This is a genomic window from Saccharicrinis sp. 156 (assembly GCF_050589685.1).
Taxonomy (GTDB): Bacteria; Bacteroidota; Bacteroidia; order Bacteroidales; family Marinilabiliaceae; genus Saccharicrinis.
This window is the reverse complement of the sequence record NZ_JBNGOS010000009.1, coordinates 149,900-170,669: the sequence shown is the minus strand read 5'-3', so window position 1 is coordinate 170,669 and position 20,770 is coordinate 149,900. Positions and strand designations below refer to the sequence as shown.

The window sequence follows — 20,770 nt, the reverse complement described above, 5'->3', positions numbered from 1 at the left end:
ATATGGCGGGTTAAACTCTTGCCAGGATATTATTAAAAGTTTCGCTCGGACGCATCGCTTTTGAAACCAGCTCTTCGTCGGGTTGATAATATCCACCAATGTTTACGGCTTTACCTTGCGCATCAATCAGATCCTGTGTGATTTTACTTTCATTGTCTGTTAACATCAGCACCATCTTAGCAAACTTGCGCTGTAACTCCACGTCTTCGGTTTGCTCGGCCATGGCTTTTGCCCAATATAGTGCCAGGTAGAAATGACTGGTCCTGTTATCCGGTTCATTCACCTTACGCGACGGAGATTTATCGTTCAAGAGAAACTGGCTGTTGGCCTGATCCAGCGCTTTTGCCAAAAGAACAGCTTTCGTGTTGCCCGTTTTGTTACCCATATCTTCCAACGAAACCGCCAAAGCCAGGAACTCTCCCAAAGAATCCCATCGCAGGTGTCCTTCGCTTAAAAATTGCTGAACATGCTTTGGCGCAGAACCGCCGGCTCCCGTTTCGTATAAACCGCCCCCGGCTAACAACGGAACTATCGAAAGCATCTTGGCACTGGTTCCCAGCTCCAGAATAGGGAATAAATCGGTCAGATAATCACGAAGAACGTTTCCTGTAACCGAAATAGTGTCCTCACCCGCCTTCACTCTTTTTAAGGTATATTTCATGGCCTCAACGGGAGACATTATTTTTACTTCCAACCCGGTCAAATCATGACCTTGCAAATAGTCGTTTACCTTAGCGATAATATTGGCATCGTGTGCTCTTTGCTCATCCAACCAAAAAATGGCCGGATTACCCGTTGCTTTGGCTCTGTTCACGGCCAATTTTACCCAATCCTTGATGGCAACATCCTTGGTTTGGCACATACGCCAGATGTCTCCTGCTTCCACGTCATGTTCAAAAACCGTATTCCCGTCAGCATCGGACACCTTAACCGTTCCATCCCCTGAGATTATAAAAGTTTTATCGTGCGAACCGTACTCCTCGGCTTTTTTAGCCATCAAACCTACATTGGAAACATTACCCATCGTAGTCACATCAAAGGCTCCGTTTTCTTTGCAAAAGGCAAAAACTTCCTGATAGATACCAGCATAACAACGATCCGGAATCATCGCCTTGGTGTCCTTTAAGTTACCATCCGGCCCCCACATCTGACCTGAAGTACGTATTGCTGCAGGCATTGAAGCATCAATAATAATATCGCTGGGAACATGCAGGTTGGTTATTCCCTTATCGGAATTTACCATCGCCAATTCCGGCCGGCTTTTGTATACTTCTTGAATCGCGGTTTCTACTTCTGCTTTTTTATCCGCTGGAAGGGTTGTTATTTTAGCGTAAACATCCCCCAGTCCATTGCTGGCATCTACACCTAATTCATTAAAAAGATCTGCATATTTTTCGAATACATCTTTATAATATACAGTAACAGCATGCCCGAACATAACCGGGTCGGATACCTTCATCATGGTGGCCTTCAGGTGTAACGACAATAGTACATCCTCATTCCTGGCAGCCTCAATTTCTTTCGCATAAAAAGCACGTAAGGCTTTTTTACTCATCACGGAACCATCGATCACCTCACTTTCAAGCAATTCTGTTTTTTCTTTTAAAACAGTTGCTTCGCCAGACTTAGCAATCCATTCTATTTTAACGGCCCCAGCTTTAGGTGCTACATATGATTTCTCCGAAGAATAAAAATCCCCTTCGGTCATATGGGCAACGTGCGATTTGGAATCTGAACTCCAGGCACCCATTGAATGCGGATTGTTTTTAGCGTATTGCTTTACGGCTCCCGCTACCCTGCGGTCGGAGTTACCTTCGCGTAGTACCGGATTTACGGCACTTCCCAATACTTTGGCATATCTGGCTTTGATTTCTTTTTCTGCATCCGATTTGGGTTCCACCGGAAAATCAGGTATATCGTAATTATGTTCCTGTAATTCTTTGATGGCCGTATTTAACTGCGGAATGGAAGCACTTATATTGGGTAACTTAATAATATTCGCTTCCGGTTTTTTTGCCAATTCTCCCAATTGCGTTAAGGTATCCGGCTGCTTTTGCGCCTCCGTAAGCTTTTCGGGGAAGTTTGCTATAATTCGTCCGGCCAAAGAAATATCCGTTAATTCAACTTCCACTCCTGCAGCATCTGTAAATGTTTTTATGATCGGCAATAAAGAATAGGTTGCCAATGCAGGTGCTTCGTCGGTTTTGGTGTAAATAATTTTTGATGTTTTTGTCATATCAAAAGGTTTATGGGGCAAGTCCCAAATTATATCAACTATATTTAAATACTTCACTTAAATTACAATTGCCCAACAGGTTACTCCACGTCTAAATCGAATTTTTTAGTCAGCGTCAACAATGCCGGGTTCTTTTTGGCCATCAACTTAGCTTTCTCTGCGGCTGTAAATGCTTTTGTATTTTTTTGCTCACCAACCACTAACTGGGTTTCCAGCTCCAGATTGGCATTTTTTAATTCGCTCTTTAAGAATAGGAATATATTCGTTTTCTGCTCTTTCAGTTCGTTATCCTGCGTCTGGTTTTTAAGCTTAACTTTTAATACTGTGCCTGAATGCAGCTTTGGCCTATGGTTGTTTAATATACTAGCCAAGCGAGGATTTTTAGCCTCAATTTTTTTGGCATATTTTAACCAAGCCAATTTCACCCGATCCTGATCTACGGGATCGTTCCAGCTTGGATCAATCCTGATCTCCTCTTCCTGCGACTTCGCCTTGTTGTAATCCGACTGGCTATCCCCTAAAAGATCACCTTCTCCGTGTAAGGCCGCTTTTAACGAAATTGATTTTTTCAATGGGCTCTTTTGCCCACCGCCATGTTTTACTGGGTTGTTTTTTGCAACGGGTTTTCCAGATCTGATTGGACCTGGTGACGAAGCACCGGTTGAACTTACATTTTTATCACTCCCACCGGAACCGTTTTGTTGCTTCGCCTTTTTAGCTACTTTTTTCTTTGCTGGTCCAGCACGCGAGCTACCTTCAGCAAGGCAAACTCCACATGCAGCCGCTTGTTTTTGGCGACCCTGTATTGCAAATCGCAATCATTGGTAATATTTAAAGCATCCATTAAAAAGTCGATGGAGCTTTTTTGCGCCTGAGCACCATATTTCTCTTTCACCTTAGCTCCCACATCCATCAACTGAATGGTGGCACTATCCTTACATACCAACAAGTCGCGAAGATGGGAACTCAATCCCGAGATAAAATGATGCGCATCGAAACCTCTTCGCAAAATCTCGTCGAAAATCAATAGTGTTTGCGTAGTGTCTTCTGCCAGGAAAGCGTCCACCAACCTAAAATAAAAATCGTAATCCAACACGTTCAGGTTGTCGATTATTTGTTGATAGGTAATGCTTTTTCCGGAGAAGGCCACAATCTGGTCGAAGATAGAAAGTGCATCCCGCATAGCCCCGTCAGCTTTTTGCGCTATCACGCTTAACCCCTCCTCCTCTACTTCGATACTTTCGCTTCCTGCCACATATTTTAAATGACCTACTGCATCCTCAATACTAATCCTGTTAAAGTCATAAATCTGACAACGGGACAAAATGGTAGGCAGTATTTTGTGTTTCTCGGTGGTAGCCAGGATAAAGATGGCATGTTTTGGCGGCTCTTCCAATGTTTTTAAAAAGGCATTAAAAGCAGCCTGCGACAACATATGCACCTCATCGATAATGTACACGCTGTAGATGCCTATTTGAGGGGGAACACGAACCTTGTCAATCAAACTTCGAATATCCTCCACCGAGTTGTTGGAAGCGCCATCGAGTTCATGGATATTATAGGAGCGACTCTCGTTGAACGACTTACACGATTCACACTCGTTACAGGCCTCAAAATCGTCGGTAATATTTGAACAGTTTATTGTTTTGGCAAAGATACGGGCGCAAGTTGTCTTGCCAACGCCTCGCGGTCCGCAAAAAAGATAGGCGTGAGCCAATTGACTGCCCTTGATGGCATTTTTTAATGTAGTTGTGATATTCTGCTGTCCCACTACAGAAACAAAGGTAGATGGGCGATATTTTCGCGCTGAAACAATATAATCCATGAATAACATTTTTGCTCAGGGCAAAGATAAAATTTAACATGGAATGAACACGATTTTTGGGGATTCATTTATCAACAGGCCATGCGATGGCAGCGAATTTCAATTAACCTTACCGGGACAATTTCATACCCCCACGTCCGTTATTCTTTAATAATGATTATCTTTGCATAAAAAATTGAGCGTGCAATATAAAATAAGCGATTGGCTTCCTACCACTGCCAAGGAGGTGAAGGAAAGAGGATGGGACGAGTTGGATGTGATTTTGTTCAGTGGTGATGCGTATATCGATCACCCAGCGTTTGGAGCCGCCGTTGTGGGCAGAATCATAGAAGCGGAAGGATTAAAGGTAGCTATAGTACCTCAGCCCAACTGGCGCGATGACCTGCGCGATTTTAAGAAACTGGGTATCCCACGGTTATTTTTCGGGGTTACTTCCGGCAGCATGGATTCCATGGTCAACCACTATACTGCCAATAAACGTTTAAGATCGGATGATGCCTATACGCCGGGAGGAAAAGCCGGGTTCCGCCCGGATTATGCGACCAATATGTACACGCAGATATTAAAAAAACTATATCCCGATGTCCCTGTCTTAATTGGAGGCATAGAAGCCTCGCTCCGCAGGGTAACCCATTACGATTATTGGAGCGACCAGCTGATGCCGGGCATCCTGGATTCTACCAAGGCCGACTTATTGGTATATGGCATGGGGGAAAAACCTTTGAAAGAAATCCTTCGGTTAATGCAAAAAGGAGTTCCTTTTGGGTCGCTCACCACAATTCCCCAAACGGCTTTTATGCATCATGGGGATGTGCTGCCCAAAAACAAAAACTGGCAGGACCTGGAACTGGCATCACATGAGGAATGCCTTAAAGACAAGGTAAAATACGCCAAGAACTTCAGGCATGTGGAGGAAGAATCGAACCGATGGCAGGCCGCCAGGCTCATTCAACCTGTGGGCAACACCCAGATTGTTATTAATCCCCCGTTCCCGCCTATGTCGAGCAAAGAGCTGGATGCTTCGTTCGATTTACCTTACACGAGATTACCTCATCCCAAATACAACAAAAAGGGCATGATACCGGCCTTTGAGATGATCAAGTTTTCGGTAAATATGCACCGCGGTTGTTTCGGGGGCTGCAGTTTTTGCACCATATCCGCCCATCAGGGAAAATTTATTGCCTCGCGTTCCGAAAAATCAATTCTAAAGGAAGTCAGGGCCATTACCGAGATGCCTGATTTTAAAGGTTACATATCCGACTTAGGTGGCCCAAGTGCGAACATGTACAAAATGGAAGGCAAAGACTTAAAGATTTGTGAGCGCTGTGCCCGTCCTTCGTGTATTCACCCTAATATTTGTACCAACCTGAATACCGATCATTCTGCGATGACCCAAATTTATAAGAAGGTGAACAAAATGCACGATATTAAAAAGGCGTTTGTGGGCAGTGGTGTCAGGTATGATATGCTCTATAATAAAATGGCCACAACCAAAGAACAGGAGAGCCATAAGGAATATATGGAAGACCTAATCACAAACCATGTGTCGGGAAGGCTAAAAGTAGCGCCGGAACACACTTCTGATGCTGTTTTAAAACAAATGCGAAAACCTAGTTTTAAACTGTTTCATAAGTTTAAGGCGGATTTCGACCGTATTAACAAAGCCGCCAACCTGAACCAGCAAATCATTCCTTATTTTATCTCCAGTCATCCGGGTAGCCAAGTTGAAGACATGGCCAACCTGGCTGTTGAAACCAAAAACCTTGACTTTAGGTTGGAGCAGGTACAGGACTTTACCCCTACCCCAATGACGGTGGCAACAGTTATATTTTATGCAGGCATACACCCATACACCCTGGAAAAAACTTTTACAGCCAAATCGAAAAACGACAAACAAAATCAAAGAATTTTTCTGTTTTGGTACAAACCCGAATACAAAAAGAAAATTGAGAGTTTGTTAAAACAACAAAATCAGCAAGAACTGATCAACAAGCTTTTTACCAAAGAAAAAAAAGAAGTATATTTCTCGAAGAAAAATTTTGTTAATTCATCAAACAGACGTCGGCGTGGCCGAAACAACTAATTTTATTAATTATAAACCCAGTAAAACCACTGAATTAATAAAATAGAAGCAAATACTTAACAATATGAAGAAATTTTTCCTGGCCTCACTATTGACCATATTCCTATCGGGCTGTGCTGAACTAATGCAAGTGGTAAATACGATAGAAATGGATGTGCCTTTGTCTGAAACCGAAGTGGCATCCGGCCTTAAAGAAGCCCTGCGTGTAGGAACCGACTCCGCAGCTCACCGCTTAGCCCTTAAAGATGGCTATTTTGGCGATGAAATGGTGAAAATATTATTGCCGGCGGAAGCCGACATTATTGTAAATAATGCCCATAAAATACCCGGCGGACAAAAACTGATTGACGATGTGGTGCTGGGTATAAACAGGGCTGCCGAAGATGCCGCCAAAGAAGCCGGTCCTGTTTTTTATAAGGCGATTACCGAGATGACTTTCACCGATGCCATGAATATCCTGAAAGGTTCCGACAACGCTGCTACCGAATATTTTAAATCAAAGACCTACCAGGAATTGTTCAATTTATACAGCCCTAAAATTAAGAACTCCGTAGACAAGGATTTAATTGCAGGTTATTCGGCTGGCGATACCTGGTCGACGATGACATCAAACTACAATAAAGTGGCCGGATCTTTTGTAGGTCAGATGGCCGATTTAAAACCTGTAGAGGTGGAATTGGAAGGCTACCTTACCCAAAAGGCTTTGGACGGTTTATTCCTTAAACTGGCCGAAGAAGAAAAGAAAATACGAACTGATCCTATTGCCAGGGTAACTGATATTTTAAAGCGGGTGTTTGGGTGATGACAGATTAGAGATTTTTGAGATAAGAGACTATAACCAGGGGGGCGCTTTGAGCGAAGAGCTTTCGGTTTGTTTATTCTTGTGGCGAATATTCATATGTTGTACAAACTCACCCGTGATTTATTTATAAGTTATAGAATTTCATTAATATCCTCTGAAACCATCTGGCGGGCAAAATACTTTTCAACTTCGGCATCATTAACTCAATGGGAGCTGCTACCCTATATTTTGGTTTTAGGTATTTCTTTTTAAGCAATTTCTCTACTTTATATGCCACTTTCATAGGATCGGGTGCATGAGCCACATTCGCTGTTACCGTTGCATCAATATGTTCGAATTGTTCCTTATATGGTGAGTTTTTCACATCCCCCGGTATTTTTCTACCCGAAGAAACCTCGGTTTTAAAATCTCCTGGTTGAATAACACAAGCGTCTATGCCAAATTGTTTGATCTCCATACATAACGACTCCGTTAGGATATCGAGCATGGCTTTGCTCGCCGAATATACACCGTTATATGGCAAGCCTGCTTCTGCTGCCAGCGAACTGACCATGATAATACGACCTCTCCTCTTAGGACGCATAATAGGTAAAACTGCCCTGTTCACCCGTTGAATCCCATACACATTTAATTGAAGAACTTCATCTATCTCCTCAGGTTTGTAGGTTTCTACCGGCCCCAGTGCTCCACGTCCTGCACATTGGATTAAAACATCAATCTGATCAAAATGTGATATGGCTTTATGTATCGCATGATCAACCGACTATTGACTGGTCACATCCATTTTGAGCCAACTTATACCCTCCTTATTCAACTCATCATCTACTCTTCGGCCGCAACCCATTATATGATGTCCTTTGGTTGCTAAATAAGTGGCAATGGACTTTCCAATACCTGATGTGGCGCCTGTGATAAGTATATTCATGATGATTAGATTATTGATGCTGCAATAATAATACTTTTCAAATTACCCTGATGTTAACCCCGGAAAGATAATACTAATTCCTGTTTTGCATCTTTGCAAACCGAGAATTAAAACTAAGAAAAAAAGGCCACTCCCACGGGAGCAGCCTAGATAAACCATATTAATCAGAAAATTTAATTAAGGACGTGGATTAGGAACATAAACGCGATAGTTATCAATCCAAAGCGCTTGCGTTTCACCTCCATTATAACGCAAGAAGTTAAAATATAATACTCCAGTTTTACCTTTTGTATCCGCACTTACATTGATCGTTTTCCTCACAGTTTCCCATGATCCAACTCCACCTTGGTTAGCTGAACTCCAGTTACCTCCGGCATCATTGGATCCACCGCCTAACCATGTACTTACTCTTCTTTCTAAAGCTCCACCAATATTACCGGCTCTCTGCGCTTCATAAGCAATCTCAATGACATCTCCTTCTGCTACTTCTAATCCTTGAATAACGGCAAAACTGCAGTTTCCGGGACCTTTTACAATGGCTCTACACCAACTTCCTTGATAAGGTTTAATCGGGTTTGCTACTGAAGATTCATTAACAAACTCTGCGGTTCCTTCATTATTAGTATTGTACATCCATACTGACTGATCCTCCATATCTGTATTTAACAGAAGATTATGTCCGTATACACATGGTTCATTCGCTAAATCTAACGGTACAACCAGTCCAGTCGCATCCTTTAATGACCCTGCCGAAGTAAATGATAACAGAACTTCGTCATCACTATACATTTGGTCTGCGAATGTAATTTCTAAGGTTTTTTCTCCTGTAACAGTTAGCCTAATTAATTCCGGTGTAAGAACCGCTCCGCTATTAGTATTAATTGTTAATGAGAATTCATTGATAGCTTCACTTGGTAATGTTTGGGCTATTGGGTGGTTATACTGTATCTCTATTTTATTATCCGTTGCAACTGCCCTGATAGGCTTAACATTAAGTTGTTCAACGACTATAAACCCAACTTTTTCCACAATATCTTCTGTGATACCTTCGGCTCCATCATCACGTCCAGCTGTAAGTGTAACATCATATACACCTGCTTTAGTGAAAATCATCGTTGGATTCAACTGATCAGAAGTTAATGTTTCAGGCCCTACAAATTGCCAATCAAACAGCGTTGGAGAACCTTCAACCGTTGTGGTAAATACGACAGGATAACCCATGAACTGATTAACAACACCAGCTTCATTAACAGGGCTTGCTATATAATCAGCCGAAACAGGGATCTTATTAATTGGCAAAGAAACAGTAGATGTTACTTCTTCACCATCAGAAGATCTGGTAGAAGTTAAACTGATAGATGCTTCACCAGGCTTTGACAAATTAACTCTGAATAACTGCTCGTCGGAAGACATAGTCTCCCCGGCTTGCGTAATAGTCCAGGTTCTGTTATCAACCCCTCCTTCGGTATTGTCAATTAAATAAAAGGTCTGCCCCATATCAACATCAGTAACATCATCACCCTGTGCATTTTTAATTACAATATGCCCACTTAGGTTGCCCATGAGCTCTTTGACATCTACCTCTCGGTCATCCTTTGAGATATCCAAACCCTTGTAGTCCTCTTCATCACATGAAGTAACACTAAGGATAATAAGCATTAAGGATAAAAAATATAATATCTTTTTCATACAATTAAATTTAAGATTTAACAAGCGGTAAAATCCACAAAGTCTATTTACCGCATGTTAACATTTTAATTAATCCATCCAATCTTCTAGAACAATTTCCGTATTGGAATATATCAAAGTATCCGTTACACTGTGCTCAACGCCATCCATTGTATAATTGTATTTACAAATAAATCGATTGTTAGCATAGTCGTAGTTAGAACCTCCAGCTACCAGGGTTATATCAGAACCATCGGCAGCAGTGATTATACCCGTACCGTCAGATTCACGAACCTGCATTTGATACGTATACTTGTTTCCATCTTCCTGGGCACCAATTCGGGCAACGGTTACAACATCTCTGGCGGTGGTATTTAAATACACATAACTATTTAAAACTAGTGCATCATTACTGTAAACCATTTCTGATATTTCCGTACCAGTAGCATCCAGCGTTTTATCCGACCCTTTAATATAATAACGGCCATCCCATTGGTTTTTAAATTTGACGACTACAATGGAATAATCTTTTCCTTCCAGGATAGAATCTGTTGTAGCTTCTGTCATTTTAAAAGGAATAGCATAGGTATTCTGAGACGCCTCCGGGTTTGAAACCAAAGCCTCTCTATCGATGGTTACAGTTACATAACCCACGTTTTCGTTTACCAGATTAATTTCAGATTCGCTGGATAAAGTGTACCATGACGAAGGCATTACCTGAATACCTTTGTCGGTATACTCTGTGTTATCTGTAATTAAAGACTCATCGATAGTGAAATTTACTGTTTCAGTAACTCCTCCGTATGAATATCTACCCCCGTATACAGCGCCTACTTTAATCTCAAAGTTTTCCTGATCATCTTCCATAATTACGGTACGAGCAGGATGCTGGTATGAAAAGTAAGCACCTGTATAAACATAATCTGTTTTATATTCGTCGTAGCAAGCAGTCATAATGGCTGCAAGAAATAACGATAATAAGATTAACTTTTTCATTCGTATAATATTTTAAATTTTCAAAAGTCTCTATTAATGCTTACCCTGCTGACACAGGGCAAGCATTAATATATTTATTTTTCAATTATTTCCAACCATCATTCTGTTTCAAGTTAGGACAAGTAAGAATTTCGTTTCTTGGAATTGCCCCGTATCTCATATATTCCGGAAAATCAACCTGAGTTGGATAAGCATCCCGGTTAAAGTCATACTCTGAGGTAACGCCAAAATTACTAGTAGTAATCGTTGCTTTTTTAACTTTAACATTTAAATCATCATTCCATCTTCTGATATCATAATAACGATGTCCTTCGAAACAAAGTTCGATACGTCTTTCGTTTTTTATAACACCTGACAAATCAGATAATCCAGCCAAATAAGGATCACTTGCAACAGATGCGTCAGCATTTGCCGGAACATTGGCACGGTATCTCACTGCTCTTAAAGCTTCTCTGGCAGTAAGGCCGCCGATAGCAGCATCTGGTCCTCCTGCGCCATTGGCCGCTTCGGCAAAAGTAAGGTATGCCTCAACAGCTCTGAACGTAGCGGTATAGTGCCATGGTTTAGTAGTTGATTGCGCCGCAAAGTTCGGAATCTGAGTAATATGCTTTCTTAGGTAATAGTTAGTACGGGATATACGGGAGTCATCCGCAATCTGATCATTACCTTCAATGGTATTGTTACCTCCGGGCCACATTTCGATGCGTTCATTTTTAAAGGTTGCGTTGTTATAAATAACAGTCATATAAAAACGAGGATCTCTACCTGCGTATGGGTTGTCTGAATCATAACCCGACATTCCGTCAGCAATAGGATAACCGTTGGCCATAGGGAATGCATCTACCAGGTTTTGCGATGGGTTTGTACGCCCTTGCACTGATAGGTGAATTGATGGAGGATAGTTATCCTGCTCCCAACTCGTTGTTTGCGTTGCTCTGCGTAAGATTAATTCAGGGTTACCATCTGCTTTGGTATAATAATCATCAATATCAGTTGGGTTATAGTCTTCGCTTGAAAGACCGCCTACTTCATCAATTACTAACTTGGCAGCTTCAGCAGCTTTAGTATATAAGGCTTTTATTTCAGCATCCGACTTACCTACCGTAAATGCAGGACTGGCAGCATATAAATACAACCGCGCTTTTAAGGCATTACAAGCCGTTGTAGTTGGAATACCTAAAGCCACATCACCATAAATACTTTGTTCTAAACCGGGGTGACTACCCACATAACCGTTAGAATACTCCGGCAATAAACCTGAGTTTAAAGCCGTATCAATGTGAGCTACAATAAAGTCAACACAATCTTCATACGAAGATCTTGAAATATTACGTGCCTCAGCAGCAGTTATATCTTTGTTAACAATAGGTACACCCATAATTTGACCATTCACAGGACCGGCAAAGTCTCTTAATAATTGGAAGTAATTTAAAGCCAACAGGAAGTGAGCCTCACCGCCCATTCTTTCTTTTACTTGGTCGGCTCTTTCTTCACCTGACGTTCTGTAAACGATATCATCATTTAATCCCACAGACAAAAACTTATAGATATCCTTAATATATCTGTAGTTTCTTCCCCAAATACTAATAGGGTAATTACTTGATGTTATATACTCACTAATGGTGCGCATCTTCCAGGGCGTAGCATCATAATTGTTAGTAACTGCATTGTCCGTTGCACAATCCAGGAAGTTACCATTCAATGTAGTATAGCTATTGGGTATAGCACCATAGGCAGGAACGTACAAACCAGCAACATACTCCGGATTTAACTGATAGTTAAATACTGTTTCTTCCGTTAAGTTGTTATTGAAATCCTCTTCAAAGAAATCATCACAACCTACAAATGCCACTAGCAATGTAAAAAGCAGTATGTAGTTATTAATATTTTTCATTTTCAATTCTTTTTAATTAGACGATTTCATTAAAAAACAAGTTTTACACCACCAGAAACTGTTTTGAACGTAGGGTTACCGGTAATACCAGCATTTACGTTATCAGGATCTCTGTCGTCTAAATCTGAGATGGTAAATAAGTTATCACCTCTAACGAATACATTTAATTGATCGGCAAAAATGGCAGACGAAACTGTTTTGGGTAACTTATAAGCTAATTCAACAGTTCTTAACTTAAAGTAATAACCTTTTTGCATCAAATAAGTATTGGTATTATAACTATGCGCATTTCCTTCAGTTGATAAACGAGGTTTGGTAAAGTTGTTATCTACTAACCCTACAGCATTTCCTTCTCCATCAAATGTTGGAACAGCAGCATCATAAACATACTCAGAGTACTTTACATTTCCTTTGTTAGTAAAGTAGGTAGGCCATGTTAAAGTTCTATCAAATCCACCAACACCCTGACCTAAAGCATAAAGGCTTACATCTTTGTATTTTAGGTTAATATTGATACCATAAATATAACGTGGTCGCGAATTACCGATAATTACTCTATCGTAGCTGTTAATTACGTTATCGTTATAGGTATATTCACTTTGCGTATCCGACATATCTTTAAACTTGATATCTCCAGGTATTAATGAAGAACCTAAACTTGAAGTTAGAGGTGTAGATCCGTCTGCACCATAAGTAGCCACATCATCAGCTGTCGTATAAAATCCGTCCGCAACATAACCCCAAATGGCGTCTGTTTCAGTCCCTTGTTCGTTTTGGAAAGAGAACTGGTTTAACTCATCATACTGAGTCCATTTAGACTCATAAGAAGTTAGGTAACCTCCTAATGAATATGTAAAGTCTCCAACTTTATCCGTAAACTGAGCTGTTACTTCAAAACCTTTATTTTCGATCGCATTGTAATTATCGTAAATAGTTGGTTCTCCGGATGTTTGAGGGAATGCATATTTCATTTCTGTTGGCATTCCTGTACGCTCTTCCTCAAAATACTCCGCGCCAAGCTCTAATCTATTGTTTAACATGCGCATGGTTAATCCGATATTAAGTTCTTCAGATTCTTCATAAGTTAAACCGGTATTACCTGCCTGAATATATTCTGTGCCCACTAATTGGTCAGAGTTTGTAACACCAATAGTATAACTGCCTGCCCAATATTTGTAATAATTGTTGTATAATAAATAATCAAACGACTTATCGTAGCCCATTTTACCGTACGAAGCTTTTACTTTTAAGTAGTCGATAAAATCAACATTATCCATAAAATCCTCTTCCGAAACAATGTAAGAAACACCAAACGAGTTGAACAATTTCCAACGGTTATCTTTATGGAATTTTCTTGAACCCATGTAAGAACCAGAGTACTCCGCAATATACTTGTTTTGAAAAGCATAATTCACCCTTAAGCCAAAGTTCATCGTTTTATCATCCTGAACTGTAGACATATCGGCAACGTTAGTTTTTGTATGTAACGTTTCCAACATATAACTTGCATCAGCTAAAATAGCATGGTTTCCAAAAGTTCTGTCGTAATTGATGTAAGCTCCTCCACCCATATTTCGATAATATGAGTCAGCTAACCGTTGTTCGTTACCTTTAGGGTTTGAAATACCATTTACAATTAAAGTATCTTGTCCTAGTGCAGTTACATCAGGCTTAAGTGTGCGATATTCCAACTTTTTACCTTCTGAAATATAATTGTTAACATCGAAAGTAGCAAAGACTCTTGCTTGTAAACCTTTGACATATTTATCGAAATCAAAGTCCATTCCAATATTAGTTTGCGCAAAAGAAGTTGCATCTCTTTTATAACCTGCATAAACCATATCCCCGTAAAGGTTACTACCGCCTTGTCCGGCAGATGTTCCTAAAGAATCCGCATGCGGTTGATCGCTAATAAAGATGGGATAATCGTTTGGTTTTGTGCCTGAAAGAGCACTAAAAAAGTTGCTATCACTTAACCTGTTTCCTTCCACGTTATAAAAGCGACCTGCGATATCTAAATTAACAGTAATTACATTATTCACTTTATAATCCAGGTTACTTCTTAAATTAAAAGCATCTGTTCTACTTTTATCACCAACTGCTTCTAAGCCACTTTCTCCAAAGTAACCCATATTAAAGAAATACTTGGTTTTATCATCACCTCCAATTAACTGCGTATTTACTTTTTGAAAGTTGGTTTGATCTTCCAGAAACATATCATAAAAATCTACATCCGGATATTTATAACTAGAACCTGCCATGTCAATATCTTCCTGCAAGTACAGCGGATCTAAACCATCGTTCATACGCGCCTGGTTATTATACTTCATATAATCAGCGGCACCTACGTACTCCGGGTACTCGTTGGCCATTCTTAAACCATAATCACCCGTTACAGTAAACTTTCTCTTTGCATTTTTTCCTCTTTTGGTTTTAACCACAATAACACCATTGGCAGCTTTACTACCGTATAACATTTTAGCAGTAACATCCTTAAGGATATGCACAGACTCTACTTCATCAACCATCACCGAACTTAAAAAGCGGTTAGAAAGGCCATCTATAATTACCAATGGTTGATCATCAGTACCTCCACGAGAATATCCTCTAACCCGACCTTGAAGATAACCGGGTACTTTCCAGGCTAATGCATTGGATAATGTTGGATAACCCGATTGCATTAAATCCTCTTTCGTAATTACGTCAATTGATCCTACAAGTCGGTCTTTTGAAACTTTCCCGTATGGCAGCTCAATAAGTTCTTGTTTTATACTATCATTTACTTCCTGTGCTTTAACTGTATCCACACAAAGCATACAGAGCAAGGCCAATGATAGTGTCACAATATATTGTTTCATAATTTATTCGTATTTAATATTACCAACCAGGATTTTGTTTAAACGTAGCAAACATATTCACATAATCGCTATGCAAAGGATACCAGTAGTGTTTGTCTTCAAAAACCCGAGGTACATTTAGTTTTTTATTCACATAATTAAATGTACCATCGTTATTATTAGTCACCTCCGCACCGTAGATTCCCTGTGCGAAAACATCTTTAGCGATTCTCCAACGACGCATATCTTTCCAACGACGGAACTCACCGTAGAACTCAACTGCCCATTCATTGCGTACTCTGTCTCTAAAGTCTGACTCATTAAGATATTCATCTCTAATTTCAGACATACCTACTCTTGTACGGATTACATTTAACGCATCCTCAGCCGTATTTACCACAATTCCTGTCGTTTCGTCAGTAAAGCCTGCTCCGGGTATTGTTGCCGTTGGGCCATAAACTTCATTGGCCAATTCAGCTAAACCCAAATACATATCAGCTAAACGAATTAGGGGGAATGAACGATAATAGTTTTGAGAATATTGGTTGTCAAATTTGTTATAACCCAACTTTCTCCATTTACCGGCTGCAAAATAACCTGTATATACAAGGTTTTTACCTCTGTAATATTTAAAGTGATAACCAGCCCCATCGTCATTGCCCGGGTCAATATCATTGAACCATGCTTCGTTTGTTCTGGCAGCTCCACTAGGGTCAGAAATATACATATCATCACCTGGACAGAAAATAAACTTTCTTAATCGAGGATCCCTGTTATCATACGGATTTCCAGGATCAAAAGAAGGGTCATCAGATGAAAAGTTAGAGACCGGGTAACCGTTGATCGTTTCAAACTTATCCACTGCATTTTGTGTTGGTACGTTAAATACGGCCCAACCACCATCGTGCTGTGGCAAAAACCATCCGGTACCTGAACCTCCACGGTTCATCGGCAAACTCCAATTGTTAGAATTGGTTGGCACAGGTTGTAACAAAGCTTCATTGGTTATAGCACCGCCATTTTCGTAACCTTGCGACATCCAGTTTTCCATATAATGCGCTTCATCATAAAGCTTATAGCGAGTACCACCATTGGCTACTTGCTTTAAAGCAGCCAGCATGGCATCAATGCCTTTTTGGGCATACTCCTGATTATATGAATCCTGGCCGTATGGATAAGCTCCATTTTGCGTATTCATTAAAGGACTGGCCGCATACAAATATGTCATCGCCTTAATAGCCAAAGCAGACGTCTTGGTTAATCTACCTATATCTGTTGATGTAGTCCATCGGTTTGGTAAATTTTGGTAAGCATCATCACAGTCGGCTGCAATTAAATCGGCACAACGCTGGAAAGATGGTCGAATCTGGTCGAAGCTATATTCTGTTGAAAAGGAAGATCTTCCTCCTCCAGCAGTATCTACTAATAAAATAGGACCATAACGACGAATTACCTCGAACTGGTGCCAGGCTCTCAATGCATACGCCTGTCCTAATAACTGTCCTTTTAATTCATCTTGTGAATAACCAATCTCTGCTGGGTAATCCACCAGATTATCGATATTTTCAATTGCCAACCCCATGGCACGTATAGCCTTTAAAGACTTACCCGCTGGTTCGTTATAGTATGGATCTGCGCCATAATTGGTTTCTGATCTAAAGCTCATCCCGAAATCTCTCCATCTAGAATCCTGCCAAACACCTTGATTAATGGACTTGTACACAGGCATGGAATTTTTAACCGCCTGTTGTTCATCGGACATCGCACCTACAAAAGCGCCCCAGTTTGTTGAAGAACAAACATAGTTCATCACCAACCAGTTTCCTCTATCTACCGCTCCTTTATAAGTGTAATATTCTGAGTATACTTCATCTGCTGTAATCCCTAACTCAGGACTCTTATCCAGGTAATCCTCACAGGAAACCAGACCAAGCACAGTAGCGAATAATACAATTAATAATCTATTATTTTTTTTCATGTTCATCTAATTTTAGAATGAGAATCTACAACCAAAATTATATCTCTTTGTAATAGGATATACCTCGAGTTTTTGTGCTTCAGGATCGAATGCACTTGGTAATGTTTGCCATGTGTACAGGTTATTTCCATTCACGTAAAACTCAACACTATCAAAAAATCCTGTTCTATCTAATAATGCTTTGCCTAATTTATACTTTAATTCCACGTTTCGAATACGCAGGAAAGAACTATTCCTTAGACTATAAGTACTTGTGGTTTTATAGTAATCTGTTTCAACAGTATGCATAATGGGTATGTCAGTATCCGTATTCCATGGAGTCCATGAATCTTTTTGCTCGTTGTTTTTCAACATAAAGCCGGTACTAGTATTGGTATCATAAGCATATAAGTAGTTATTTGATATAGCTTTGGATAAGCCAAACATACCATTCAACATAACTGTTAAACTTAAGTTTTTATATTGTGCTCCGAATGAGAATGCATACGAGTTAGACGCATAGGAAGGATTACCAATAGCCACTTCATCATTACCATCAATAACACCATCTGCGTTATAGTCATTCATGGTTAAATCTCCTGGTACGAATTCCGACCTTAACGAAGTAGGTGAGTACGCATACACTTCGTCCCAGTTTTGCATGATGCCTAAAGACTGTAGTCCACTGTTCCAGCCTATTGGCTTACCCGCTTGCTTTACATATTCAGCACTTGGCAATGGATCATCTCGATTAACAATTCTGTTTTCACTTAACGATAAGTTAGCTTTTGTCCAGTATGAAAAGTTATCTCCAATTTTATCGTTCCATACTAATTCAATATCGATACCATGGTTTTTCGTTTCACCCATATTTGCATAAGGAAAAGTATTACCATACCAGTTAGGAATAGTGCGGCGTTGCATCAAGATATCTTTACGATTCTCCTGGAATAAATCAACCGTAGTTTTTAACCTGTTACGTAACACGTTGAATTCAACACCTAAGTTTTGCTTAATGGCAGTTTCCCAGCTAATATCAGGTACTGCAGGCTGACCCTCAGAATACATGTATAAACCAGTAGAGTTATTACTACCGGTAATATTCGGTACATAACCATACTCCATTCTGATTTGATCGTCATCATATGAACTAAAGTAAGCAAATCGTAAATTACCTAAACCTTTATCAGATCCTACCTCACCATACGAATATCTAAGCTTAATAAAGTCGATAAATGGCAGATTGTCCTTGATAAAGTTTTCTTCGGAAAGCACCCAGCCAACAGCCATAGATGGAAAAAAGCCAAAACGTTTTCCCGGAGCAAAGTTCTCGTTACCATTATAAGCGCCGTTTGCTTCAAATAAATACTTATCCGCAAATCCGTAAGTGGCGCGGCCTACCCAACTCTCTTCGTAGTGAGAGAAGTTAGCACCGCTTTTTTGCTTAACGCGTTGGAATAACGCTAAAGCACTTACTGCATGGTTACCAAACGACTGGTCATAGTTTAAAGAAAATTCATAATGAAGGTTAGTGCTATATCCATCGATTGTTTCGTTAGATAAACTTGCCGGGTTTTCCCAGTCGTCTAATCTGTCCGTATCTTGTAAGATAATGATATTACCATTTTCATCCACGTCCGGAGAATAACCATCCGAAGAAGGAATCCAGTAATAAATTGGTGCATTCTGCCATAATTTCTCAATGCTCGACTCGTACGTTCTACTGTAGTTGTATGAGAATTTACCTGCTGCAGTAAAGTGTTTACCAATATCCTGCTGTAAGATAAAATCGGAATATAAACGGTTTTTCTTAGTAGAGAAACCTCCTTCACGCTCCATCATTCCCTGGTAGTTTACGTTTATGGAGTTGTTTTGATCCATCCCTAACCTACCATCTTCAAAAACCGGGGGTGCATATAATAACGAGGCTGCATAAATACGTTGCATCATTTGTCCACCGCTGCCTGCAACACCAGAATTAGTCCCTTGCGTATTGTAGTTACCGTTCCAGTTGGTCATATCACCGGAAAGTTTTACATTGAACTTAGTTGTTTTTGTAAGAGTAAAATCTAAGTTGGTACGCCAGTTAAAACGTTTTTGATAGGTACGAGGGTCGAATTCAGGTTGTTCTTCTAAATCAAAAATATCACCATCATAGTTATAACCGAAAGAAGTAAAGTACTTTACAAAGTCGTTACCTCCCGTAATATTTAAGTTATACTGTTGTGTGTATCCTGTCCCAAAAAGTTCATTAATAAACGAAGTATACTGGTAGTAAGGATTGTCTGCATAGGCGGGGTCTCTCCATCTATCAATATAAAACTCCGGCCATAAATCATAATTATGATCATTCATCTTAGCCAGGTTATGATAATCCAGGTTAGTTGCAAAATCAGATACGTAATCGGTATCGATGGTTGGATCTTTAATACCCACGTTGGCAGAGAACTGAATTTTCGGCTTACCTATAGAACCACTTTTTGTGGTCACCAGGATAACACCGTTTGCAGCTTTCACCCCGTAAACGGCTGTAGCAGAAGCATCTTTTAACACCGAGATAGACTCAATTTCGTTAGGGTCTAAGTTGTTAAAATCACGTTCCACACCATCCACTAAGAACAAAGGTGTATTATCAGTCCACGTAGATTGACCACGGATTAGAATGGTGGCCGCAGTAGAGCCCGGCTGACCGGCTGCCTGCATAGTAGATACACCAGGAAGTAGGCCTGTTAAAGCCTCAGATACAGTAGTAACACTACCTGCTTTTAAAAGCTCATCTCCTTTTGTTTGTGTAATAGAGCCTACTACCGACTTCTTTTTCTGCTGACCATAACCCACCACCACTACGTCGTCGATCATTTCAGTTTCCGCTTTCAAGGTCACATTGATTACCGACTTACCGGCAACCGCAATTTCCTGAGTTTGATATCCGATAAATCGGTATACCAAAACCGCATCCGAACTTATGGTTATGGAATAATTACCGTCAAAATCGGTAATGGTACCTCTGGAATTATCTCCTTTTACAACGATGTTCACCCCAGGGATTACTTCTCCGGTATCATCCATTACTTTACCCTTAACTGTCACATCCTGTGCGAAAGCATTGGGCAAGGTAAACAGAAACAGAAGCATTAGTAAGCTTCTTGTGACACCTTTCATTTTTACTTTTAAAGTTTTTTTCATAGTAAAATTGTTTTATTTCAATGACTCACTTCAGAATTCTCTTTTACTGTGTAAGCACATTAAAACCAACTAATGATTACATTACTTCTAAATGATAATAGTGCACTGCACTTGTTGATTTAAGAGCAAATGCTCGTATGCTATTTGTCCCCGAACTTTTGCAGGGATCCAGCATTCGTTTGAAAGAACCTTTCATTTTTTTGTGATTTCCATTAAACATGAACACGCTTTTTATTAAGATATTTTAAACACTTTTTTATAATTACAAATCTATATTAACATCTGTTAACGCAATCATATAAAATAAGTGCAATAAAGGGGGTTTTTTGTTGAAGGTGGATATTTTGACCGAAGCAAAGGG

At 40.1% G+C, this 20,770-nt stretch carries 11 protein-coding genes and 1 pseudogene; 2 read left to right on the top strand and 10 right to left on the bottom strand.

Annotation, left to right across the window (positions count from 1 at the left end):
- Positions 1–10: 10 nt before the first annotated feature.
- The 3 genes from ACRD64_RS07440 to ACRD64_RS07430 form a co-directional block, all read right to left on the bottom strand.
- On the bottom strand, positions 11–2,236 hold the full coding sequence (locus tag ACRD64_RS07440; protein WP_430932652.1) for an NADP-dependent isocitrate dehydrogenase: 2,226 nt from the start codon (positions 2,234–2,236) through the stop codon (positions 11–13).
- A gap of 80 nt (positions 2,237–2,316) precedes the next feature.
- Positions 2,317–2,808 (bottom strand): hypothetical protein, encoded by a 492-nt coding sequence (locus ACRD64_RS07435; RefSeq protein ID WP_430932650.1) that lies wholly within the window; start codon positions 2,806–2,808, stop codon positions 2,317–2,319.
- Positions 2,809–2,954: 146 nt separating this feature from the next.
- The gene (locus ACRD64_RS07430; protein ID WP_430932648.1) at positions 2,955–4,061 is read right to left on the bottom strand and encodes a DNA polymerase III subunit gamma/tau; all 1,107 of its coding nucleotides are present in this window, start codon (positions 4,059–4,061) and stop codon (positions 2,955–2,957) included.
- A 181-nt stretch (positions 4,062–4,242) separates the two neighbouring features.
- On the opposite strand from ACRD64_RS07430, the gene ACRD64_RS07425 reads away from it, so the two are divergent.
- Both ACRD64_RS07425 and ACRD64_RS07420 read left to right on the top strand, forming a co-directional pair.
- Positions 4,243–6,144: a YgiQ family radical SAM protein gene (locus tag ACRD64_RS07425; protein ID WP_430932647.1), complete on the top strand. Its 1,902-nt coding sequence runs from the start codon at positions 4,243–4,245 to the stop codon at positions 6,142–6,144.
- Positions 6,145–6,208: 64 nt separating this feature from the next.
- Complete coding sequence (locus ACRD64_RS07420; RefSeq protein WP_430932646.1) at positions 6,209–6,946, top strand: DUF4197 domain-containing protein; 738 nt, start codon at positions 6,209–6,211, stop codon at positions 6,944–6,946.
- Positions 6,947–7,070: 124 nt separating this feature from the next.
- Here the strand turns inward: ACRD64_RS07420 and ACRD64_RS07415 are convergent.
- The 7 genes and pseudogenes from ACRD64_RS07415 to ACRD64_RS07385 all read right to left on the bottom strand — a co-directional run bounded on the left by ACRD64_RS07415 (position 7,071) and on the right by ACRD64_RS07385 (position 20,409).
- Positions 7,071–7,871: pseudogene (locus ACRD64_RS07415) on the bottom strand (SDR family NAD(P)-dependent oxidoreductase).
- A 177-nt stretch (positions 7,872–8,048) separates the two neighbouring features.
- Positions 8,049–9,560: a PKD domain-containing protein gene (locus ACRD64_RS07410; protein ID WP_430932645.1), complete on the bottom strand. Its 1,512-nt coding sequence runs from the start codon at positions 9,558–9,560 to the stop codon at positions 8,049–8,051.
- Positions 9,561–9,629: 69 nt separating this feature from the next.
- Positions 9,630–10,535 carry a DUF1735 domain-containing protein gene (locus ACRD64_RS07405; RefSeq protein ID WP_430932644.1) on the bottom strand — a complete coding sequence of 302 codons (906 nt, stop codon included), beginning with the start codon at positions 10,533–10,535 and terminating at the stop codon, positions 9,630–9,632.
- Between the two features lie 85 nt (positions 10,536–10,620).
- Complete coding sequence (locus tag ACRD64_RS07400; protein ID WP_430932643.1) at positions 10,621–12,429, bottom strand: RagB/SusD family nutrient uptake outer membrane protein; 1,809 nt, start codon at positions 12,427–12,429, stop codon at positions 10,621–10,623.
- Between the two features lie 29 nt (positions 12,430–12,458).
- Entirely contained in the window at positions 12,459–15,287 is a 2,829-nt protein-coding gene (locus ACRD64_RS07395) for a SusC/RagA family TonB-linked outer membrane protein (protein WP_430932642.1), read from the bottom strand.
- Between the two features lie 19 nt (positions 15,288–15,306).
- The gene (locus tag ACRD64_RS07390; RefSeq protein WP_430932641.1) at positions 15,307–17,244 is read right to left on the bottom strand and encodes a RagB/SusD family nutrient uptake outer membrane protein; all 1,938 of its coding nucleotides are present in this window, start codon (positions 17,242–17,244) and stop codon (positions 15,307–15,309) included.
- Between the two features lie 12 nt (positions 17,245–17,256).
- Entirely contained in the window at positions 17,257–20,409 is a 3,153-nt protein-coding gene (locus ACRD64_RS07385) for a SusC/RagA family TonB-linked outer membrane protein (protein ID WP_430932640.1), read from the bottom strand.
- Between the last annotated feature and the right edge of the window lie 361 nt (positions 20,410–20,770).

Excerpts from the sequence above, each read along its gene's own strand:
- ACRD64_RS07385 (WP_430932640.1), bottom strand. The coding sequence starts at position 20,409 with ATGAAAAAAACTTTAAAAGTAAAAATGAAAGGTGTCACAAGAAGCTTA.
- ACRD64_RS07390 (WP_430932641.1), bottom strand. The coding sequence starts at position 17,244 with ATGAAAAAAAATAATAGATTATTAATTGTATTATTCGCTACTGTGCTT.
- ACRD64_RS07400 (WP_430932643.1), bottom strand. The coding sequence starts at position 12,429 with ATGAAAAATATTAATAACTACATACTGCTTTTTACATTGCTAGTGGCA.
- ACRD64_RS07430 (WP_430932648.1), bottom strand. The coding sequence starts at position 4,061 with ATGGATTATATTGTTTCAGCGCGAAAATATCGCCCATCTACCTTTGTT.
- ACRD64_RS07420 (WP_430932646.1), top strand. The coding sequence starts at position 6,209 with ATGAAGAAATTTTTCCTGGCCTCACTATTGACCATATTCCTATCGGGC.
- ACRD64_RS07410 (WP_430932645.1), bottom strand. The coding sequence starts at position 9,560 with ATGAAAAAGATATTATATTTTTTATCCTTAATGCTTATTATCCTTAGT.
- ACRD64_RS07395 (WP_430932642.1), bottom strand. The coding sequence starts at position 15,287 with ATGAAACAATATATTGTGACACTATCATTGGCCTTGCTCTGTATGCTT.
- ACRD64_RS07405 (WP_430932644.1), bottom strand. The coding sequence starts at position 10,535 with ATGAAAAAGTTAATCTTATTATCGTTATTTCTTGCAGCCATTATGACT.
- ACRD64_RS07440 (WP_430932652.1), bottom strand. The coding sequence starts at position 2,236 with ATGACAAAAACATCAAAAATTATTTACACCAAAACCGACGAAGCACCT.